The following is an 18,837-nucleotide window of genomic DNA, read 5'->3' on the forward strand; positions in this document are numbered from 1 at the left end:
CCGGGGGAGGGGACCGGCACGCGCCGTCAGGCGATCTCGCCGATGTCGCCGATGACGCTGCGCAGCTGGGCGCGCCCGTCGGCGAGGTTGTAGGTCACACAGGCGATGGCCAGCGCGCCGGCCTCGACGCGCTCGGAGATCGTCGACGACCGCTGCATGAGCAGGCGCGCTGTCTCCTCGACGTGGCGGGCTTCCAGCTCGTCGACATTGGTCAGGCCCTCCCGGCGCCCGAGCAGGATCGACGGCGTGACGCGCTCGACGACGCTGCGGATGAACCCACCGGGCACCGTCCCGTTGTCGAGGGCGTCGATGGTGGCGGCGACCGCGCCGCAGGAGTCGTGGCCGAGGACGACGATCAGCGGCACCTGCAGCACGCCGACGCCGTACTCGATCGAACCGAGCACCGAGCTGTCCACCACGTGTCCGGCGGTGCGCACGACGAACATGTCCCCGAGCCCGCGGTCGAAGATGATCTCGGCGGCGACCCGGGAGTCACCACACCCGAACAGGATCGCCGAGGGCTGCTGGCCACCGGCCAGCTTGGCGCGATCGGCGGCACCCTGGCTGGGATGCTGCAGGGTATCGGTGACGAAACGGTCGTTTCCATCACGCAGGGACTTCCACGCGGCTACAGGATTCGAATGGGGCATAAGACCCATACTGCACGAATCGCGGCCCGCGGGGGGATGGGCCCCGCCCACCTCGGCACCCACCGCGGGTCGGGATCCGGATTCCGACCCGAGCCATCCGGCCGGGTGGGCTGGCCGAACTCCGTTGCATCCATCCCAGCGCGGCAGCTCGCCGCCCTTCCGGAAGCGACGGAAACGACCATGCGATCCCTGCGCAGCACACTCCTTGCGGCAGCACTTCTCGGCTCGGTGCTGGGCGCCGCCGCCTGTTCCGACGACGATTCGGCCACCTCGGCGGCGACGTCCTCCGCACCGATGACCACCTCCGCCGCGAACGGAACCGGCGCCTCGGACCTCGTCGGCCCCGGCTGCGCCGAGTACGCCGCCCAGGTTCCCAGCGGCCCGGGCTCGGTGAGCGGGATGGCCCAGGACCCGGTCGCCGTCGCCGCGTCCAACAACCCGATGCTCACCACCCTCGTCGCGGCGGTGTCGGGGAAGCTCAACCCGCAGGTCAACCTGGTCGACACCCTCAACGGCGGCCAGTTCACCGTCTTCGCGCCCGTCGACTCCGCCTTCGCGAAGGTCGATCCGGCCACCGTCGAAGCGCTGAAGACCGATTCGGCCACGCTCACCCAGATCCTGACCTACCACGTGGTGCCGGGTCAGCTCTCGCCGTCGCAGGTCACGGGCACCCACAAGACCGTCGAGGGCGCCGACGTCACGGTGACCGGTTCCGGTGACAACCTGCAGGTCGACGGCGCGTCCGTGATCTGCGGCGGGGTGCGCACGGCGAACGCGACGGTCTACCTGATCGACAGCGTGCTCCTGCCACCCGCGGCGTGAGGTCGACGATGGTCACGCCGCCGAGGGCCGTAGAGTCACGAGAGAAAGTCTTCGGTGGCGCCCATCCGTACCGCGGGGCTGGCCGAAGTCCCTCTCATGCTGACGCACGCAGGGACCACACGATGACGAACCGTCCGGGCTCCTCGCCGATCCGGCTGCGCGTGGTCGCCGACCCGGCGCCCGCCTGCCCGGCGCCGACCCGGACCGACCACGCGGTGCAAGCGCGCCTGGTGACGCTGCTCGGCGAGATCGCGTCCGGGGACCGGACGGCCTTCGCCGAGTTCTACCGGGCCACCAGCCCGCGGGTGTTCGGGCTCGCGCTGCGGGTGGTGCGCAACCACGGCGCCGCCGAGGACATCGCGCAGGAGGTGTTCCTGCAGGCCTGGTCGCTGGCGGGCGAGTACGACGCGGGCAAGGCCAGCCCGATCGGCTGGTTGATGATGCTGACCCACCGCCGCGCAGTCGACCGGGTCCGCGCCGAACAGTCCGCGACCAGCCGTGACCTGGTGTTCGGGCACACCCACCTCGGCCGTGACCACGACATCGTGGCCGAGGAGGTGACCCAGCGGCTCGACGAGCAGTCGGTCCAGGACTGTCTCGCGACGATGACCGACCTGCAGCGTGAGGCGGTGGCGCTGGCCTACTACAGCGGGCGCACCTACGCCGAGGTCTCCGAGACCCTGGACGTGCCGTTGCCGACGGTGAAGAGCCGGATCAGGGACGGCTTGAAACGACTCGAAAACTGTTTGACCGGAGGGAATTCCCGATGAGCGAGACAGATCGGCGGACCCCTCGGCCGTGGCTCGACGACCCCTATCCCTACGCCCTCGACGCGCTCGATCCCCGACAGCGGCGCGCCGTCGACGACGAACTCGCCGCGGCGGATCCCGAGCGCGCGGCGGCGTTCCTCGACGCCGTGCACCGCATCAGGGAGACCATGGCCGCGTTGACCGTGTCCGACTCGGTGCCGCCGCCCGCCCGGCTGGAATCCGCGCTGCTGCGGGCACTGGACCAGCTCGATCCGCAGGCGCGTCCGCTCGCCCGGCGGGACCCGCTCGGCAATCGCCGGCGGTGGCGCCGGCTGGCCGTCGCCGCGGCCGCGGTCGTCGCGGTCGGCGTCGGCGCCGGGGTGGTGGTCGTGCTCGACCGCGCGAACGACGACACCGGCGCGATCACCGCGCAGCAGGTCCTCGACGAGCCCGACAGCCGGGAGTCGTCGGTCGCGATCACCGGCGGCGGCGAGATGACGGTGCATCAATCCACGGCACTGGGCGCCGCGGCGGTGTCGTTCCACGACATGCCCGCACTGCCCGCCGACCGCGCCTACCAGCTGTGGCGGGTGCCCGCGGGCGGCGCGCCCCGCTCGGTAGCGGTCATGGACGGGCCCGCCGCGGTGGTGACCGCCGTCGACACCGCCGACACCCTCGCGGTGACGGTCGAACCCGCCGGTGGATCGGCCGGTCCGACCACCCCGGCGATCGTCAGCATGACCGTCGGCTGACCCGCACACGGCGGGCCACGCCGGCACTCGACCCCTCAGGAGTGACAGCATGGTCCGCCGTATCGCGCCCTCCCCGCGGCCGCCGGGGCGCATCGCCGCCGCGTCGGCGGCGATGGCCGCCGCTGCGACGGTGATCGGTGTCGGGCATCTCGTCGCGGTGTTCGTCGATCCGGCCGCCTCCCCGTTCTTCGTCCTCGGGGACACCGTCGTCGATCACACGCCGAAGTGGTTGAAAGACAGTGCTATCCGCTGGTTCGGCACGAACGACAAACTGGCGCTGGCGATCACGATGGTCGCGGTGATGGCGGCCGCCGCCGCGCTGATCGGGCTGCTCGCCCGCCGCAGCCCGGCGGCCGGTGCCGCGGTCCTGGGGGCGCTGGGGGTGGCTGTCGCCGTGCTCGCGGTGCGCCGGCCGGGCGCGGGCCCGGACTTCGCGCTGCCCGCACTGGCGGGAACCGGCGCGGGAATCGCCGCGCTCTGCGTGCTGTTCGTCGTTCCGGCCGCTCGGCGGCCCGGCGACGGGCTCACCCGGCGTGGCTTCCTGCTGGCCGTCGCGGGGGTGACCGCCGGGGCGATCGCGGCGGGTGCCGCCGGACGGGTCATCGGTGCCCGGCTGCGCGATATCGGTGCCGACCGTGCGGCTTTCGTGCCACCGCGCGTCGCCGATCCGGCACCGCCGGTCCTGCCCGACATGGACCTTCCGGTGCCCGGCCTGACCCGGTTCGTCACGCCGACCGCGGAGTTCTATCGCATCGATACGGCGTTGCAGCTGCCGTCGCTGACCCGTGCGCAGTGGCGGCTGCGCGTCCACGGGATGGTGGACCGGGAGATCGTGCTGGACTTCGACACCCTGAGCGCTCGCCGCGCTGTCGAATCCCTGATCACGCTGACCTGCGTGTCGAACGAAGTCGGCGGCACGCTCGCCGGGACCGCCACCTGGACCGGCTATCGTCTCGCCGACCTCCTGGCGGAGGCGGGGCCCGCGCCCGGCGCCGACATGATCCTGTCGCGCAGCGTGGACGGTTTCACCGCCGGAACCCCGCTGGCCGCGGTCCTCGGCAACCCGGACGCCCTGCTGGCGGTGGCCATGAACGGCGCGGCGCTGCCCGTCGCGCACGGCTATCCGGTACGGATGATCGTGCCCGGTCTCTACGGTTACGTCTCGGCCACCAAATGGGTCGTCGACCTGGAACTCACCCGGTTCGACCTGGCCCGCGCGTACTGGACCGAGCGCGGCTGGTCGGAACGCGCACCCATCAAGACCGCGTCGCGGATCGATGTCCCCGCCGCGTTCGCGACCCTCGCCGCCGGGCCGGTGACGGTGGCCGGAGTCGCCTGGGCGCAAGGACGGGGGATCACCGCCGTCGACGTACAGGTGGACGACGGGCCGTGGCAGCCCGCCACCCTAGCCACGGCCTACTCCCTCGACACCTGGCGTCAGTGGACCTGGAGGTGGGAGGCCACGCCGGGAACCCACACGCTGCGTGTCCGCGCCGTCGACGGCGCCGGCGTCGTCCAGACCGAGGCCCGCACCACCCCGTTCCCCGACGGCGCCACCGGCAGGCACACCCGGGTGGTGACCGTGCGCTGAGCACGCGAGTCCACGATCTCCACCCATCTCCCGACGGGCGCGGCGCGAACTCCCTCCGCACCGCGGGCACATCCGGTCCGAGGGTGTGCCGACGCGCCCGTCGGAGCACGGACCCATCAGGAGGAACTGTGAACAGTGAGCTGGGCGAAGTAGTCGTGGCGAGCACCGTCCGCGACGGCGACAACGAGATCGGCGTGGAGATCGCCGATCCGCGGCAGGACACCATGACGCAGGACTGGCACTGCACCTATCGCGTCGCGGGCACGCGCACCCATCGCGTCCGCGGCCCGGACCGGTTGGCGGCCGTCTACGCGGCGCTGATCGATATCCCCGGTGCGACAGCCCGATTCGGCTCCACCGACCTCGTGGCCGACCCGCATCGGCGGCGCGACCCCGTGGCAGGCCGCCCGCGCGGCGGCACCTCCGGGGCGACCGCCCGCGAGTTCGGTCCGCCGCTGGGGGCGCGTGCCGTCGACACCGCCACCGGACCGGTGGTGATCGTGCTCGGTCGCCCCCGCCGGGACCCGTCCAGCCCGCACACCTGCCTGTGCCCGTTCCGCATCGACGATCGCACCGAGGTCTTCGGACAGGGATTCGACGACCTGCACGCCGTGCTGGCGGCGATCCGTGGGGCGAGCGCCATCCTGGGAATTCCGCGTGACTGGCCCGCGGGCGCGCAGGCCCGGACGACCCGGAGCGGATGAAGCGCGGCAGCGGGATGCGGGATCACCCCGTCTCCTGCTCCCAGAGCCGTCGGGTCGGGGGCATGGCGGCCTCGCCCCTCGCTTCCGGGACGACGCCGAGGACCTGGTGGATGCCGAGTCCGCCGTCCTCGAAGCCCAGCGCGGAGGCGGCCATATAGAGCCGCCAGACGCGTGCTCGTCCCTCGCCGACGAGGGAAACCGCCTGCTCCCACTCATTTTCGAGATTCGCGACCCACTGGCGCAGGGTGCGCGCGTAGTGCTCGCGCAAGGACTCGACGTCGCGAACCTCGAATCCGGCGCGCTCCATGGCCAGGACGACCTCGCCCACATCGAGGAGTTCGCCGTCCGGGAAGACGTAACGCCCGATGAAGGAGCGGTTCCGCATGGTGGAGCCGCCCGGCGAGGAGATGGCGTGGTTGAGCAGCCGCCCGCGCGGGTGCAGCAGGGCGCGCAGGGTGTCGAAGTACTCGGCGGCGCGCCGGGACCCGACGTGTTCGAACATGCCGATCGAGGAGATGGCGTCGAATTCCTCGCCGCGCAGGTCCCGATAGTCGGCGAGCCGGATCTCGACACTGCCGGACAGCCCCGCCTCGGCGACTCGCCTGCGAGCGAGGTCGACCTGAGCGCCGCTGATCGTGACGCCGACGACCCGCGCCCCGTAGGTGGCGGCCGCGTGCATCGCCATCGATCCCCACCCGCATCCCACGTCGAGCAGGCGCATCCCCGGCTGCTCGGCCAACCCCAGCTTGCGGCAGACCAGGTCGTGTTTGGCGCGCTGGGCCTGCGTCAGCGAGCCGTCCTCGCCCGGGACGAACCGCGCGCACGAGTAGGTCATGCTCGGGCCGAGCACCAGCCGGTAGAAGTCGTTGCCGACGTCATAGTGATGACTGATCGCCGCCGCGTCGCGCCGTTTGGTGTGCAACGCTCCGCGCCGCGGTCGCGCCTCCTCCGGCGGCGGTGGCGGGCGGCGGCCGAGCGCCCCGAGCCGCCGCGCCGCGCCGATCGCTTGCCAGGCCGCGCCGATGCCGAGGCGGGCGTCGTTCGGTGCGGTGGACTGGAGGGCGCGCAACATCGTGAAGATGTCGCCGTCGAGATCTACTGTGCCGGAGACGAAAGCGCGCGCCAGGCCGAGTTCGCCGGGCGCCCAGATCAGGTGCCGCAGCGCCACCTCGGAGCGCACGCGCAGGGTGCCGGGGCTCGTGCCCTCGGGCTGGATCGTGCTGCCGTCCCAGAACGCGAGTCCCACCGCGGGGTGTGGACCCAGGGTGGCGTGCAGCAGGGGTTCGAACGCGGCGGCGACCGTGGTCTGGTTACCCATTCGACCACTATGGCCCGCGTCGCCCCGCGGGGACGGCAGCGACGCGGGCGGCGGTCAGTCCCGGCGCCGGTGCACCGGTGGTGGGGCCCACGTCCCGTCGAGCGCTTCGGCGCGCGGCGCGTAGAGGCGCATGGTGATGCCCAGTGGCCCGCTCGGCGCGGGCAGCCAGTTCGCTTCCCGGTCGGGTCCCGGGTTCTTCCGGGAGACGTGGATGTCGAGTGAGCCATCCGGGTTGTACTGCAAGGGATCTCGGTCGCCGATGGCGAAGCGATCGAGTTCGTTGGGGATCTGGAACCCTTCGGCGTCGTACATGGTGATCGACCAGAACGCCGCCGCCGGCGGCAGTTTCCCCGCGTCGAAGTGGATCAGGTACTCGTTGTCGCCGACGAGCGGATCGCCGTCGGCGTCGGCGGCCAGCAGCGGATAGATCGCGTCTTCGGGCGGGTTGGCGCCCAGGCCCGCCAGCGTGATGGCCGACCGGGTGAAGTAGTTGTTGCCGTAGACGCCGATCGTGCCCAGCACACTGACCCACCCGTTGACCGGCTGGGCGAGTTCCATCGGCGCCGCCAGCACCGCGGCGCGCGCCGCGGTGACGCCCGCATCGATCGCGGCGCGGTCCGCGGCGGAGAACCGGGACGCGTCGAAGTCCCGGCCGGGCACGATGCCCAGCAGCGCGATGCGCGCGAGCTGGGAGAAATCGGTGCTGTGCGGCGGGTCGACCCGCAACGCCGTGGCGGCCCGCTCGAAGAACTCCGTGGCCGACATCGCGTTGACCTGCCGCAGCGGCTCGGTCTCGGTGACCAGGGCGGGGTCCGGCTGAAACGGTGCCGGATCTCCCAGTTCGGTGATCCGCAGTCCGTCCTGGAACTCGCGCACCGCCGCGTAGTCGGCGGGCCCGTTGGTCTGGGTGCGACCGATCATCCAGGCGTGCGGGGTCGGGGAGTGGATCACCGGGACTCCGGCGGGTAGCTCCCCGCCGTACCCGGGCCCCACGACGACGAAGTCCTGTTCGGCGGTGCCGGTGGTCCGCTTGCCCGGGTTGGCGAAGACATCGGTCCAGGCATCCAGGATCGGGAGCATGTAGAACCGGTCGCCGCTGTCGGGAACGTGGACGCGGACCGGGCCGCGGGTCAGATCCAGCCAGGCAGAGGAGTACAGCGTGTCGAAATTCGGCCGCACGACCGCGCGAAAATCGACGTCGGGGAAGGAGCGCATGTGATGGAACCGGTTCGGCGGTCCGAAACCCGGGGTGGAGTCGGCGGGGGAGTTCGTCTGCTGCTGGCGGGTGACATCCATCGTCACCAGCGAGTACAGGTAGACATACGCTTCGTAGCTCAGCGTTTGCAGGTCACTGGACAACACGCTCATGACGCCTCCATCGTGGATCGCGATCCAGCCGGGACGAGCCTCTTTCCGAACGTAACAGCGGGGAGTCACGACCCCATCACAGGGCGTTTGCCAGATCGCGGGACATCACGCTGGGGTGAGCACGCAGAATTCGTTGCCCTCCGGATCGGCCAGAACGGCCCACGGCACATCACCCTGGCCGATGTCGAGGTCGGTGGCGCCCAGCATCCGGAGGCGGTCCACCTCCGCGGCGTGGTCGTCGCCGGGGTAGGGCCGCAGGTCGAGATGGAGACGGTTGCGGACGGTCTTCGGCTCCGGTTTGCGGAGGAACTCCAGGTAGGGGCCTATGCCCGCGGCGGACCGCAGCGTCGCGAAGTCGTCGGACACCTCGTGCACAGTCCAGTCCATCGCCTCGCCCCAGAATCGGGCCATGGCCCGCGGATCGCCGCAGTCGACGACCACCGCGGCGATCGGCCCGGTGTCGCGGTAGACCGGTCGAGGCTCCAGCACGCAGAACTCGTTGCCCTCCGGGTCGGCGAGAACCGTCCAGGGCACGTCGCCCTGGCCCACGTCCGCGGGCGTCGCACCGAGCGCGACCAGCCGCGCGACCAGCTCCGCCTGCTCGGTGCCGGAGCCGGTGGCGAGGTCGATGTGCACGCGGTTCTGCACCGTCTTGGGTGCCGGATCGATCACGATGTCGAGACAGACCGCGGCGGGATCGGGATAGGAGAAGCCGACGGGCTCGAGATTGGCCACCCCGGGTGCCTCGCTGTCCATCCGCCAGCCGAGCGCCGCCGCCCAGAATCTGCCGAGCGCGACGTCATCGCGAGCCTTCAGATGGATCTGGACCAGCCGCATAGCCATGGGACCCGAGTCTAGGGTTGGCGTCACGCCGCGGCTATTCGTGCCGGCGCGGTGTCGGAGCGGTGGCGCGCTCGCCGAGCGCGTACTCGACCGCGGCGTCGAAAGTCATCGCCGCGCCCCGGCGCAGGCTCGTCTCGAATACCCGCGAGCTCAGCGCGTCCCGGCAGGCGAGCTCGCATTCCGTGCGGTGGCGCAGGAGCGCGGGGAAGACGAACGGGGAGCTGCCGGTGACACCGGCCAGCGAGTCCGCCGCTCCCATCAGCACTGTCGCGCGCCGGTGCCGGTCGCGCTCGGCGGTGATCCACGCCAGCTCTTCGACGCAGGCGGCGGCGACCAAGGGATCCGGCACCTGCCGGGCCGCTCGAATGCCCTTCTCCAACAAGTCCACCGCGCGGTAGGTCGCCGCTGCGCGCCAGGCGACATACCCCGCCGCCGCCAATGCCCACGAGCGGAGCATCGTTTCGCCCGCGGCCTCGGTGGTGGTGAGCACCTGGTCGAAGCAGTCGGTCGCCCTGGCCGCGCCGCCGAGCAGGACACACGACCATCCCAGCGAGATCAGCACGTCCAATCGCATGCTGAGTTCGTCCAGCGCGGTGTAGATCTCGAGGGCGCCGGTCAGGAGTCCGTCGGCGCGCGCCGGATCGGCGTCGGCGGTCATGAGCACGGCGCTGCCCTCGGCGTGCATGTGCAAGGCGCCGACCAGTGGGTCGGTGGACTGCTCGGCGAGCTGCCGGAGCTGGGCGAGTCTGTCGGTGGCTTCGGTGAAGTCGCGTTGCAACACCGCCATCGCCACGGCGGCGTGCAGCGCCTTGGCCTGTTCGGTGAGCGGCGCACCGGTCGACAGGCCGGCCAGCGCCCGGGCAGACCAGCGGCGGCCTTCGCTGAGCCGTCCCCGCATCATCCAGAAGGGATAGAGGGCGTTGGTCATCCGCACCGCGGTCTCGTTCGCCGCGGAGACGGCGGATTCCAGTGCGGCGCGCACATTGGGCAGTTCGCGCTCGAGCCGGGCGACCCACGTGAGCTGGTGCGGGCCGATCCACTCCGTCTCCGCGCGCAGCACCAGGTCGAGAGCCCACTCACGGTGTCGCCGTGACCATTCCGCGTACTCGCCACTGTCCTGGGCCCGCTGCCTGCCGTACTCCCCGACGGTCTCCAGCATCCGGAACCGAACCGTGTCACCGAGGTCTTCGCGGATCACGATCGACTTGTCGACCAATCCGGAGACCGCGTCCAGCATGTCCGCGGCGGCCGGATCGTCGCCACAGAGCCGGGCCGCGGCATCGAGCTCGAAGCCCCCGGCGAACACCGACAACCGGCGCCACCAGCGCTGCTCGTCCGGAGTGCACAGGTCATAGCTCCAGCCGATGCACCAGCGCAGGGTCTGCTGCCGCAGCGGGGCACCACGGCGGCCGCGCGTCAACAGACCGTAGCGATCGTCGAGCCGGGACAGGATCTGCTCCGGCGACAGTGTTCGGAGCCGGGCCGCGGCGAGTTCGATCGCCAGCGGGAGCCCGTCGAGGCGGGCGCAGATCCGGGTCACGCAGGCCCGGTTGCTCTCGGCGATGCCGAATCCGGGCACCGCCGCGGCGGCTCGTTCGGCGAACAACGCCAGGGCGCTGTCCCCGGCGGTGCTCGGCGTCGGCGCGAGCGCCGGGTCGGGAATCGTGAGTGGTGGCACCGCGAGCACCGCTTCGCCGCCGATGTCGAGCGCTTCGCGGCTGGTCGCCAGGATCCGCAGGTGCGGGCAGGCGCCGAGCAGGGTTTCGGTCAGCGACGTGACGGCGTCGATCACCTGCTCGCAGTTGTCCAGCACCAGCAGCAGACGACGGGCGGACAGATAGCCCGCCAGCACGTCGACGGTCGGTCCGGCCCCTCGGCCCCGCAGTCCGAGGGCGCCGGCGACCACGTCGACCAGCAGGGCCGGATCGCGCACCTCACCCAGCTCCACCAGCCACACGCCGTCGGCGAAATCTCCCATCACCTCATGCGCGACATGGAGGGCGAGCCGTGACTTCCCGACTCCGCCGATCCCGGTGAGCGTCACCAGGGACGACCGCGCCAGCAACTGCGTGACCTCGGCCAGCTCGGTCCGGCGACCGACGAAACTGGTCAGCTCGATCGGCAGGTTCCCGCCGTCACGCGCCGCCGCGGGCTCGGGTGGCCCGGTCGGCGCGGATCCGGGTGCGGACCGCACTGGCATCCGGTCGACCGGGAAACCGTGGCCGCGCTGCGCCTCGCGGAGCCGCTCGCCCATCGTCGCGGCGTCGGGCCGATCGGCGGGATCCCGCGCCATCGCGTCCTCGATGACAGCGCACACGTCGTCGGGAAAACCGCTGCCGCGCAGTGGGGGAGCGGGTTGCTCGGTGATCCGCAGGAATTGCGCGACCAGCTGTTCCCCGCTGCGCCGCTCGAAGGCCGCGTGCCCGGTCAGCACGCAGAACAGGGTGGCCCCCAGACTGTAGACATCGGCGGCCCGGCTGGGCGCGTCCCCGGTGAGGACCTCGGGAGCGGTGAAGGCCGGGGAACCGGTGATGACCCCGGTGGTTGTCTCGAATCCGCCGGTCATGTGGGCGATGCCGAAATCGGTCAGTGCCGGCTCGTCGTAGTCGGTCAGCAGGATGTTCGCCGGTTTGATGTCGCGGTGCAGTATGCCGGTGCGATGTGCCGTCTCGAGCGCGCCCGCGAGTTTCACGCCGAGGTGGAGCACGTCCTGGAGCGGGAGCGGGCCGTCGCGGTGCAGGCACTGCTGGATCGAGCCGCGCTCATAGTACGGCATGACCAGATACGGGTGACCGTGCTCGGTGGTGCCGACCACCAGCAGGGACACGATGTTCGGATGTCCGGTCAGCTGTCCCATCGCCTGCTGTTCGCGCAGGAACCGGTCATGGTTGTCGTCGAGCTCCTCGGTGATCACCTTCACCGCCACCGTGCGCTCGACGCCGACCTGCCTGCACCGGTAGACCGCGCCGAACCCGCCCCGCCCGATCTCCTCGGCGTCCTCGAAACCGGCAGTGCTCAGCTCCGTGATGACATCGAACCCGGCATCACGCTGTGTTCGGGACGGATCATCGCTGTCGGCCATCGGCTACTCGGATCTACCAGGGACAGAGTCAGGATATCCCGCCGACGGGTGCCTTCGTGGCTGGTGCTCGACCCAGGGAGGAGCGGCCGTCTACCGTGCGATTCGCGCCGCTCGGGAGGGTCGATCCGCGAGCGGCGCGGCATCGGCGTCGGTCAGGGCTGACCGCTGACGACGGCGGTGACGGCGTCGAGGAAGGGCTGACCGCCCATCGCGTAGCCACCGGCGATCGCGCCGAGGACCAGGCCGACCGGGCCGGTGATGATGCTCAGGAAGCCGAAGCCGAGGACCGTGCCGATGAGGCCGCCGAGCAGGCCGCCGACGACCACGCCGACCACATTGCGGTTGATCTCGTTCGTCAGCTGGGACATGGGGCTGATGGTCTGCATCTCGCCGATCTCGGTGGCGTTCGCCTGCGGGGTGAGCACCAGGTGGCGCCCGTTGTCGGAGATCGTCTGCGCGACCCGCATCTTCGCGCCGGAGATCTCGTAGGTGAGCGGGATGTGGGTGACGACCTCGCCCGCGTCGGAGGTGAGGGTGACCGCCGTGTTGTCCGCGGTGGTGGTGAAGGTGCCGCCGGTGACGGTGGTGGTCAGCACGCGGGAGAACTCGGTGAGGGTGGCCTCGTAGCGCACGGACCGGTCGACCCCGGACGTGGTGGCCTGGGGCGTCGGCGCGGCAGGCTCCGCGGCGGCGGCACCGGAGGTGATCCAGACGGCGGTGCCGACCAGGAGCGCGGTAGCAGGGAAAAGACCGAGTTTCATCAGGGATTTCCTTTACGCATGACGAAGACAGCCCGGCCGACCGGCGTGCCGCGGGGCACGAACCGTGGTGTCCGCCAGTGAGATCGGGCAGACCCTAGCACCCTTTTTCCCCGGATAGTTATCCGTGCTCATTTGGGCGCCGGACCAGCTTTCCGCTGTAAAACTGCGCAGATTCACAATTCGACACGTTCGTGTGCGGCCGTGTATGAACTGTCAAGCAGTGGGGCGTCGGTCGGGAGGCGTCCAGCGGACGAGTAGGAACAACACAGATGGCGCGTCGAAAGAACTTGGCCGTGGCTGGCGTGTCGGTGGTGGCGGTGTTTGCCCTGGCAGGGACGTTCTACGGGGCGCTGTCGGTGATCGCGGGGCTGGGCGCGCGGATGTCCGGACCGGCAGATGACGATTCTGCCGCAACAACTTCCTTTACCGAGGTTTCGGGAACTCAGCCGCTGGGTACTATTCTCGAGCTGTCCGGTGGAGTCGCGTCCACATTGAGTAAATCCGCGTCCCGGATTCCCCGCGTGGATCTGAGCGTCGGCGATTGTGTGGATTTGGGTGCGGCCGATATTCAGCAAGCCGCGTGCGGCAGCGCGAATTCTCACTACAAGGTCACGGAATTGGCGGCGGCGGGCGCCCACTGCCCCGGCGACGTCGACCGTTCCCAACCCCGCACCCTCCCCGGCGGTCTGCAGGAGACCCTCTGCCTCGACATCGATTGGACGGTCGGCGGCTGCGTCGACCTGTCCGGTGGTGCGGTCCGGCACGTGGAATGCGCTGCCGACGTACCCGGTCGGGTCCGCGTCCTGGAAATCCGTCACGACACGACCGACGTGAACGTCTGCACGGCGGGCGACCGCGGCGTCGTCTACGGCCAGCGCCGCTACGTCGTCTGCGTCAGCTCCCGCTGAGCGATACCGTGCGGGCTCGGACCGACGACGAGCACGAAATCCGTGCCGCGCTGGATATTTCGGGCGATGTCGCCATCACGCTGTGCGACGTGCGCGATCGGGAATCCGCCAAGCAGGTCCTGATCCGTCTGATCGAACACCTCATGGCGGGGTGATCGTTGGACGGTGTCTACCCCGCGCGTGGCCGTACCCTGTTGAGGGCCTGCATGTTTGGTGGCCGTAGCCCGTAGGATGGAGCCTGATGGACCACACGGACCCTTTCCCTCGACCTGTTCCGTTCACCGTGCCGAAGCTGCTTGTGGGCCTAGGGCTGTTACTTGTCGTCGCCGCGGCGATCGCCTCCTTCACTTTCACCTCCACCCTCGCGCGGATCGCGGGCGTCCCCGAGGACCTGACCTGGCTGTGGCCGGTCGTCGCCGGGCTCACCGTCGCGCTGGTGGCCTGTACCTTCATCACCCTCGTGGGTATCCGTGACGAGAAGGCCACCTCGCTGGTGCGGGTCTACGAGCTGCTGCTCGTCGCCGCCGTGCTGGCGAGTGTCTTCGGGAACGTGATCGCCATCGCCAGGGAGCCGATCGAGCTGGGCACCTTCGGGATCGCGACCGTCGTCGCCATCCCGCCGGTCTGCCTGATGATCTGCGTGGGCAACTACCTGCTGCTCACGGCCGTCGTCCCCGTCCGCATCGTCGCCGCGATCCCCGAGGACGACTGGCGGCTGCGGGCCCTCGGCATCCCCAGCCCGTCGGCGCCGCCGAAGGAGCCGGGCGCCGCGCCGAACGAGAGCGCCTCCTGGTGGGACCAGTACCGCAGCGAGGCCAGGACCCCACCGACGACCCCGAAGGCCCGGACCTAGGCGGCCCGAGCCGGGTCGAAGACGAGTCATGGGTGTCTTGATGCAGAATGTGAAGGTGAAGGAAAGACCTGAGAGGAAGTTCGGAGTGTCCGCCGCTGTGGGATCGATGGGTGTCGCGACGCCTGTTCGCGGTTAGTTCGATGTCGGACCAGGAAGCCGGGTCGGGGCCTGGTGGAAATCGATTCGACGCGGTGGAGCAGCTGCGTCGGAAGTGGGAAGAGTCGAAGGCCGCCGACGGTGGATCCGGTGCGGCCGAGGCCGGGGCGTCGAATGTCGTCCGGCTGCCGCGACGGCCACGGCGCGGCCGTGAGGACGCCGGCGAAGCTCGGCGCCTGCCCTGGTCTCCGGAGGCCGTGTACGACCCGGCGCCGACCCGCCCGGTGACTCGCGCGGAGTTGCAGGGGGAGACCGGCTCGTGGTCTGCCGACGCGCAGGGGCGGCCCGTGCCGCCGGGCGGCGGGAGTGTCGAGCACGAACGCAATGTCATCGACTTCGGCGCGTCGCGCCGGAAACGCGCCGGGACGGAGTCGTCGCCCGCGGGGCAACGGCCGACCATGAAGCCACGCAGGGTCGGGCCGGTCGAGCGGAAAACGGGCGGCGAACCGGGCTCCTCGGAGCACTGACGCGCGATTCCCGGCCGGTGTCACCCGGCGCGGACGATGTCGCGCGCGAACCCGGCGTACTGGGCGGTGACCTGGTCGGGGCGGTAGTTCAGGTTCGGGTCGTACCAGTTGGCTACCCGCATGTCCATACTCGCGATCGCGATGGCCGCCAGGTACGGATCGTCGACCGTGAACTCCCCGGCGTCCGCGCCGTCCCGGATCGTGTCGACGAGCAGCTGAAAGCACTTGTCGCGCATCGTGAGCGCCGGTTCCGCCCGCTCGGGGGCCAAGGCGTGGAGTTCGTTGTTGACGACGACCGCCAGCGGTGCGTAGTCGATGTGCAGCCGGACGTGGGCTTCGACCAGGGCCGTCAGTCGCGCGGTCGGCGCGGCGACGTCGGCCGACGCCGCGCTGAGCCGGTGCCACATCTCCTCGTGCCCGATCCGGACCAGCTCGACGAGCACGTCGTCCTTGGACGGGTAGTGCGCGTACAGGGTGGCGGTGGTGATGCCGACGGCCGCGGCGAGTTGCCGGATGGAACTGCCGTGGAAGCCGTGCTCGGCGAACAGGGCCAGCCCGGCTCGCAGGATCGCGCCCCGGGTCCCGGGCGGGGTCGCCGCCTCGGGCAGCGTCGGCGCCTCGGCGGCCAGCCTGCGCTGCCGGAGGGCGATCTCCCGCACGTCGGGTCCTGGCATGCCCACTCCTTGTCTCCCTGACGATCGATCGGTTGACAGTGTACCGGCCCGTCTGTGACCCTGATCACGAAGCCGATCGATCGATCGGTAGGGAAGGTGGGTCAGGATGACGAAGACCGTGGCGGAACCGATCGTGTCCACCAGTGGCGGACGGATACGGGGCCGCACCAGCGCCGATGGTGTGACGAGCTTTCTCGGCATTCCGTACGCCGCCCCGCCGGTGGGTCCGGCGCGATTCCGGCTGCCCGAACCGGCGATGCCTTGGACCGGCGTGCGGGACGCGCACGAGTTCGGGCCGACCTGCCCCCAGCTGCCCTATCCGGGACCGATGCAGGCCCTCGTCGGCGGCCCGGCGATCGCGGGCGAGGAGTGCCTGAACCTCAATGTCTGGACACCGGACCCGGCAGGCGCCGGCCTGCCGGTGCTGGTCTGGATCCATGGGGGCGCGTTCACTCGGGGCGGGAACTCGCATCCGCTCTACGACGGTGCCGCGTTCGCCCGCGACGGTGTGGTGCTGGTGTCGATCAACTACCGGCTCGGTATCCCTGGCTTCGCCGTGCTTCCCGGCGCCCCGCTCAATCGCGGCCTCCACGACCAGGTGCTGGCACTGCGCTGGGTGTCGGAGAACATCGCCGCGTTCGGTGGCGATCCCGGCAATGTCACCGTGTTCGGCGAGTCCGCGGGCGCGATCAGCGTGGCGTGTCTGCTGACCGCCGCGCCCGCCGCCGGCCTGTTCCACCGCGCCGTCCTGCAGAGCGGCAACGCCTCGGCGGTGGCCACCGCGACGGATGCCGCCCGAGTGACCGCCGAAGTCGCGCAGTTGCTGGCCACCTCCGCGACCGCGGCGGACTTCGGCGAGCTGTCGCCGGAGCACCTGCTGCAGGCTCAGGCCGACGTGGGAACGGCACTGGCGCTCGACCCGGATCCGTCGCGCTGGGGTGCCTCGGTGATCGCGGGCGGAGCCGGTCTGATGAGCATGTTCCCGGTGATCGACGACGATCTCGTGTCCGGTGCGCCGCTGGACCTGGTGTGTGCGGGCACGCGGCGCGGCGTTCCGCTCCTCGTCGGCACCAATGCCGAGGAGTTCCGCTTCTTCGCGGTGCCACTCGGGCTCGTGGCCGGGCTCGACGAGCAGACGCTGCCCATGATGCTGGCCCGCGCGGGCATCGGCCCGGCAGCCGTCGCCGCGTGGACGCCGCGGCGAGCGAACCCCGCGCCCGGCGATGTCTTCTGCGAGATCGTCACCGACCGGATCTTCGGTGAACCCGCCCGGGAGCTGGCCGAGGCCGCAGAGGGTTCCGGCTATCTCTACGAATTCGGCTGGTCCACCGAGGTACTGGGGCTCGGCGCGTGCCACGCGCTGGAACTGCCGTTCGTCTTCGACACCCTCGACCGCGCACACGCGCTGACCGGCGAGCACCCGCCGCAGCGGCTGGCCGACGAGATGCACCGCGCATGGGTCGATTTCGCCACCGACGGCGAGCCGGGATGGCCTGCTTACCGCGCCGACGCACCCGTCACGCACACCTTCGATGCGCCGGAGGGACACCGATGACATCCGCGCCGCCGGTATCCACCTGGTGCCGGCGACCCAGCGCCCCTCCGTGGCGATGGTGTCGTCTCACCACCCGATTCGCCCACGGGTCAGCGGTGGTGCCGGTGGCCGCCCTCTGCATGGTCCGGGCGATCACCGGCCGATGAGCAAGGGGCGCAACGGATTCGCCCGGGGCACCGTGTCACAGGCGCAGCGGTCCCGGGCGAAGCGTCGGCTCAGCCGGTCGATCGGGTCAGCGCTCGTGGCCGTCCTGGGTGTGCATTCCGGCGAGCAGCCGGATGCACACCACCGCCAGCAGCGAGAGCCCGATCAGCATGAGCGACAGCGCGGTCGTCGAGCCGGTGCGGTCGAGCAGCTCGACGGCGATCAGCGGGGTCGCGGCGCCGCCGATCACCGACCCCAGCTGGTAGCCCAGCGATGCTCCGCTGTAGCGCACCTCGGGCGGGAACAGCTCGCCGAAGAACGCCGCCAGCGGGCCGTACATCATCGTCAGGAACGTCATGCCGACGGCGAGCCCGGCCGTCAGGCCGAGGAAGGTCTTGGTGTCCACCAGGGTGAAGAAGGGGAAGGCCCACAGCGCGGTGAGCAGCGCGCCCGCGGTGTACAGCGGCCTGCGGCCGACACGGTCGGACAGCGCCGCGAACAGCGGCATGCAGACGAGCAGCAGGGTGGTCGCCAGGCTGAGCGGCAGCAGGACATCGGCCATCGTCAGTTTCAGCGTGCGCGTTCCGTAGTCGAGCATGAACGTGATGTAGAGGTAGAACGTCGCGTTCACGACGATGAAGGCGCCGCCCGCCAGCGCCACGCGTCCCCAGTGCTCGCGCAGTACGTCGAGCACCGGCGACTTGCTGATCGACTGCGCCGACGCCGCCTGCTCCGCCGATGCCCGCTGCAGGTTCTGGAAGGCGGGGGTTTCCTCGAGCCGGTGGTGCACGTAGAGGACGACACCGACGAACAGAATGCTGATCAGGAACGGGATGCGCCAGCCGTAGCTGCGAAAGGCCTCGGCGCCCAAGGACACCGAGAGCAGGAAGTAGGCCGACACTCCGAGCAGCACGCCGATGGGCACGCCGAGCTGGGCGAAGCTGCCGTAGAACCCGCGCTTGTGCGCCGGTGCGGATTCGGTCGCCATCAGGGCGGCGCCGCCCCATTGGCCGCCGACCGCGAGACCCTGGGCGAAGCGCAGCAGGGTCAGCGCGACCGGGGCCGCGATGCCGATGGTGGCGTAGGTCGGCAGCAGTCCGATGAGCGCGCTCGCCACCGCCATCAGGGTCAGGGCGGCGATGAAGGCCTTCTTGCGGCCCACCCGGTCGCCGAAGTGACCCCACACGACGCCGCCGACCGGTCGCGCGATGAAGCCGATGCCGAAGACGCCGAAGGAGGCCAGCACGCCGGTGACCGGGTCGGTGCTGGGGAAGAACAGCTTGGGGAACACCAGCGCCGCCGCGGTGCCGAAGAGGAAGAAGTCGAACCACTCGACACTGGCGCCGACGAGGCTGACCAAGGCCACTTTGCGGACATCGGCCTCGTTGACTGTGGGCGGGCGCCCTGAGCTCGTCGTCATCGCCGGTCTCCTTCGATTGT

General features: G+C 70.7%; 18 protein-coding genes. 10 read left to right on the forward strand and 8 right to left on the reverse strand.

Annotated features, from left to right (window positions below; genetic code table 11):
* Window positions 1-26: 26 nt before the first annotated feature.
* Entirely contained in the window at window positions 27-650 is a 624-nt protein-coding gene (locus AB0L91_RS26370; RefSeq protein WP_355279583.1) for a carbonic anhydrase, read from the reverse strand.
* A 180-nt stretch (window positions 651-830) separates the two neighbouring features.
* Here AB0L91_RS26370 and AB0L91_RS26375 point away from each other — a divergent pair, with 180 nt between their 5' ends.
* From AB0L91_RS26375 to AB0L91_RS26395, 5 genes are all read left to right on the forward strand, one after another.
* On the forward strand, window positions 831-1,472 hold the full coding sequence (locus tag AB0L91_RS26375; RefSeq protein WP_365014486.1) for a fasciclin domain-containing protein: 642 nt from the start codon (window positions 831-833) through the stop codon (window positions 1,470-1,472).
* Between the two features lie 122 nt (window positions 1,473-1,594).
* Complete coding sequence (sigK, locus tag AB0L91_RS26380) at window positions 1,595-2,242, forward strand: ECF RNA polymerase sigma factor SigK (RefSeq protein ID WP_355279578.1); 648 nt, start codon at window positions 1,595-1,597, stop codon at window positions 2,240-2,242.
* Window positions 2,239-2,973 (forward strand): anti-sigma factor, encoded by a 735-nt coding sequence (locus AB0L91_RS26385; protein ID WP_365014490.1) that lies wholly within the window; start codon window positions 2,239-2,241, stop codon window positions 2,971-2,973. Before sigK ends, AB0L91_RS26385 begins: the two co-directional genes overlap by 4 nt.
* A gap of 49 nt (window positions 2,974-3,022) precedes the next feature.
* Window positions 3,023-4,564 (forward strand): molybdopterin-dependent oxidoreductase, encoded by a 1,542-nt coding sequence (locus AB0L91_RS26390; RefSeq protein WP_365014492.1) that lies wholly within the window; start codon window positions 3,023-3,025, stop codon window positions 4,562-4,564.
* 128 nt (window positions 4,565-4,692) lie between these two features.
* Window positions 4,693-5,268, forward strand: coding sequence for a hypothetical protein (locus AB0L91_RS26395; RefSeq protein WP_365014493.1), 576 nt, complete (start codon window positions 4,693-4,695; stop codon window positions 5,266-5,268).
* A gap of 22 nt (window positions 5,269-5,290) precedes the next feature.
* Here the strand turns inward: AB0L91_RS26395 and AB0L91_RS26400 are convergent, their stop codons facing one another.
* The 5 genes from AB0L91_RS26400 to AB0L91_RS26420 form a co-directional block, all read right to left on the reverse strand.
* A complete protein-coding gene (locus AB0L91_RS26400) occupies window positions 5,291-6,586 on the reverse strand; it encodes a cyclopropane-fatty-acyl-phospholipid synthase family protein (protein WP_365014496.1) in 1,296 nt (431 codons plus the stop codon).
* Window positions 6,587-6,640: 54 nt separating this feature from the next.
* Window positions 6,641-7,954 (reverse strand): DUF1254 domain-containing protein, encoded by a 1,314-nt coding sequence (locus tag AB0L91_RS26405; RefSeq protein WP_365014498.1) that lies wholly within the window; start codon window positions 7,952-7,954, stop codon window positions 6,641-6,643.
* Window positions 7,955-8,059: 105 nt separating this feature from the next.
* Window positions 8,060-8,797, reverse strand: coding sequence for a VOC family protein (locus AB0L91_RS26410; protein ID WP_365014501.1), 738 nt, complete (start codon window positions 8,795-8,797; stop codon window positions 8,060-8,062).
* Window positions 8,798-8,831: 34 nt separating this feature from the next.
* Complete coding sequence (locus AB0L91_RS26415) at window positions 8,832-11,879, reverse strand: protein kinase (protein ID WP_365014504.1); 3,048 nt, start codon at window positions 11,877-11,879, stop codon at window positions 8,832-8,834.
* Between the two features lie 152 nt (window positions 11,880-12,031).
* Window positions 12,032-12,640 (reverse strand): hypothetical protein, encoded by a 609-nt coding sequence (locus AB0L91_RS26420; RefSeq protein ID WP_365014507.1) that lies wholly within the window; start codon window positions 12,638-12,640, stop codon window positions 12,032-12,034.
* Window positions 12,641-12,909: 269 nt separating this feature from the next.
* Here AB0L91_RS26420 and AB0L91_RS26425 point away from each other — a divergent pair, with 269 nt between their 5' ends.
* From AB0L91_RS26425 to AB0L91_RS26440, 4 genes are all read left to right on the forward strand, one after another.
* Window positions 12,910-13,548, forward strand: a complete 639-nt coding sequence (locus tag AB0L91_RS26425) for a hypothetical protein (protein WP_365014510.1) — start codon at window positions 12,910-12,912, stop codon at window positions 13,546-13,548.
* A gap of 8 nt (window positions 13,549-13,556) precedes the next feature.
* Window positions 13,557-13,703: a hypothetical protein gene (locus tag AB0L91_RS26430; RefSeq protein WP_365014513.1), complete on the forward strand. Its 147-nt coding sequence runs from the start codon at window positions 13,557-13,559 to the stop codon at window positions 13,701-13,703.
* A 143-nt stretch (window positions 13,704-13,846) separates the two neighbouring features.
* Window positions 13,847-14,401 (forward strand): hypothetical protein, encoded by a 555-nt coding sequence (locus tag AB0L91_RS26435; RefSeq protein ID WP_365014516.1) that lies wholly within the window; start codon window positions 13,847-13,849, stop codon window positions 14,399-14,401.
* Window positions 14,402-14,511: 110 nt separating this feature from the next.
* On the forward strand, window positions 14,512-15,024 hold the full coding sequence (locus AB0L91_RS26440; protein ID WP_365014518.1) for a hypothetical protein: 513 nt from the start codon (window positions 14,512-14,514) through the stop codon (window positions 15,022-15,024).
* 20 nt (window positions 15,025-15,044) lie between these two features.
* Here the strand turns inward: AB0L91_RS26440 and AB0L91_RS26445 are convergent, their stop codons facing one another.
* Window positions 15,045-15,698 carry a TetR/AcrR family transcriptional regulator gene (locus AB0L91_RS26445; protein ID WP_365014521.1) on the reverse strand — a complete coding sequence of 218 codons (654 nt, stop codon included), beginning with the start codon at window positions 15,696-15,698 and terminating at the stop codon, window positions 15,045-15,047.
* 106 nt (window positions 15,699-15,804) lie between these two features.
* Here AB0L91_RS26445 and AB0L91_RS26450 point away from each other — a divergent pair, with 106 nt between their 5' ends.
* Window positions 15,805-17,253, forward strand: a complete 1,449-nt coding sequence (locus AB0L91_RS26450; RefSeq protein WP_365014524.1) for a carboxylesterase family protein — start codon at window positions 15,805-15,807, stop codon at window positions 17,251-17,253.
* 232 nt (window positions 17,254-17,485) lie between these two features.
* Here the strand turns inward: AB0L91_RS26450 and AB0L91_RS26455 are convergent, their stop codons facing one another.
* Entirely contained in the window at window positions 17,486-18,817 is a 1,332-nt protein-coding gene (locus AB0L91_RS26455; protein WP_357349023.1) for an MFS transporter, read from the reverse strand.
* Window positions 18,818-18,837: the final 20 nt, after the last annotated feature.

It is taken from the genome of Nocardia sp. NPDC051833, from assembly GCF_040681225.1.
GTDB lineage: Bacteria > Actinomycetota > Actinomycetes > Mycobacteriales > Mycobacteriaceae > Nocardia.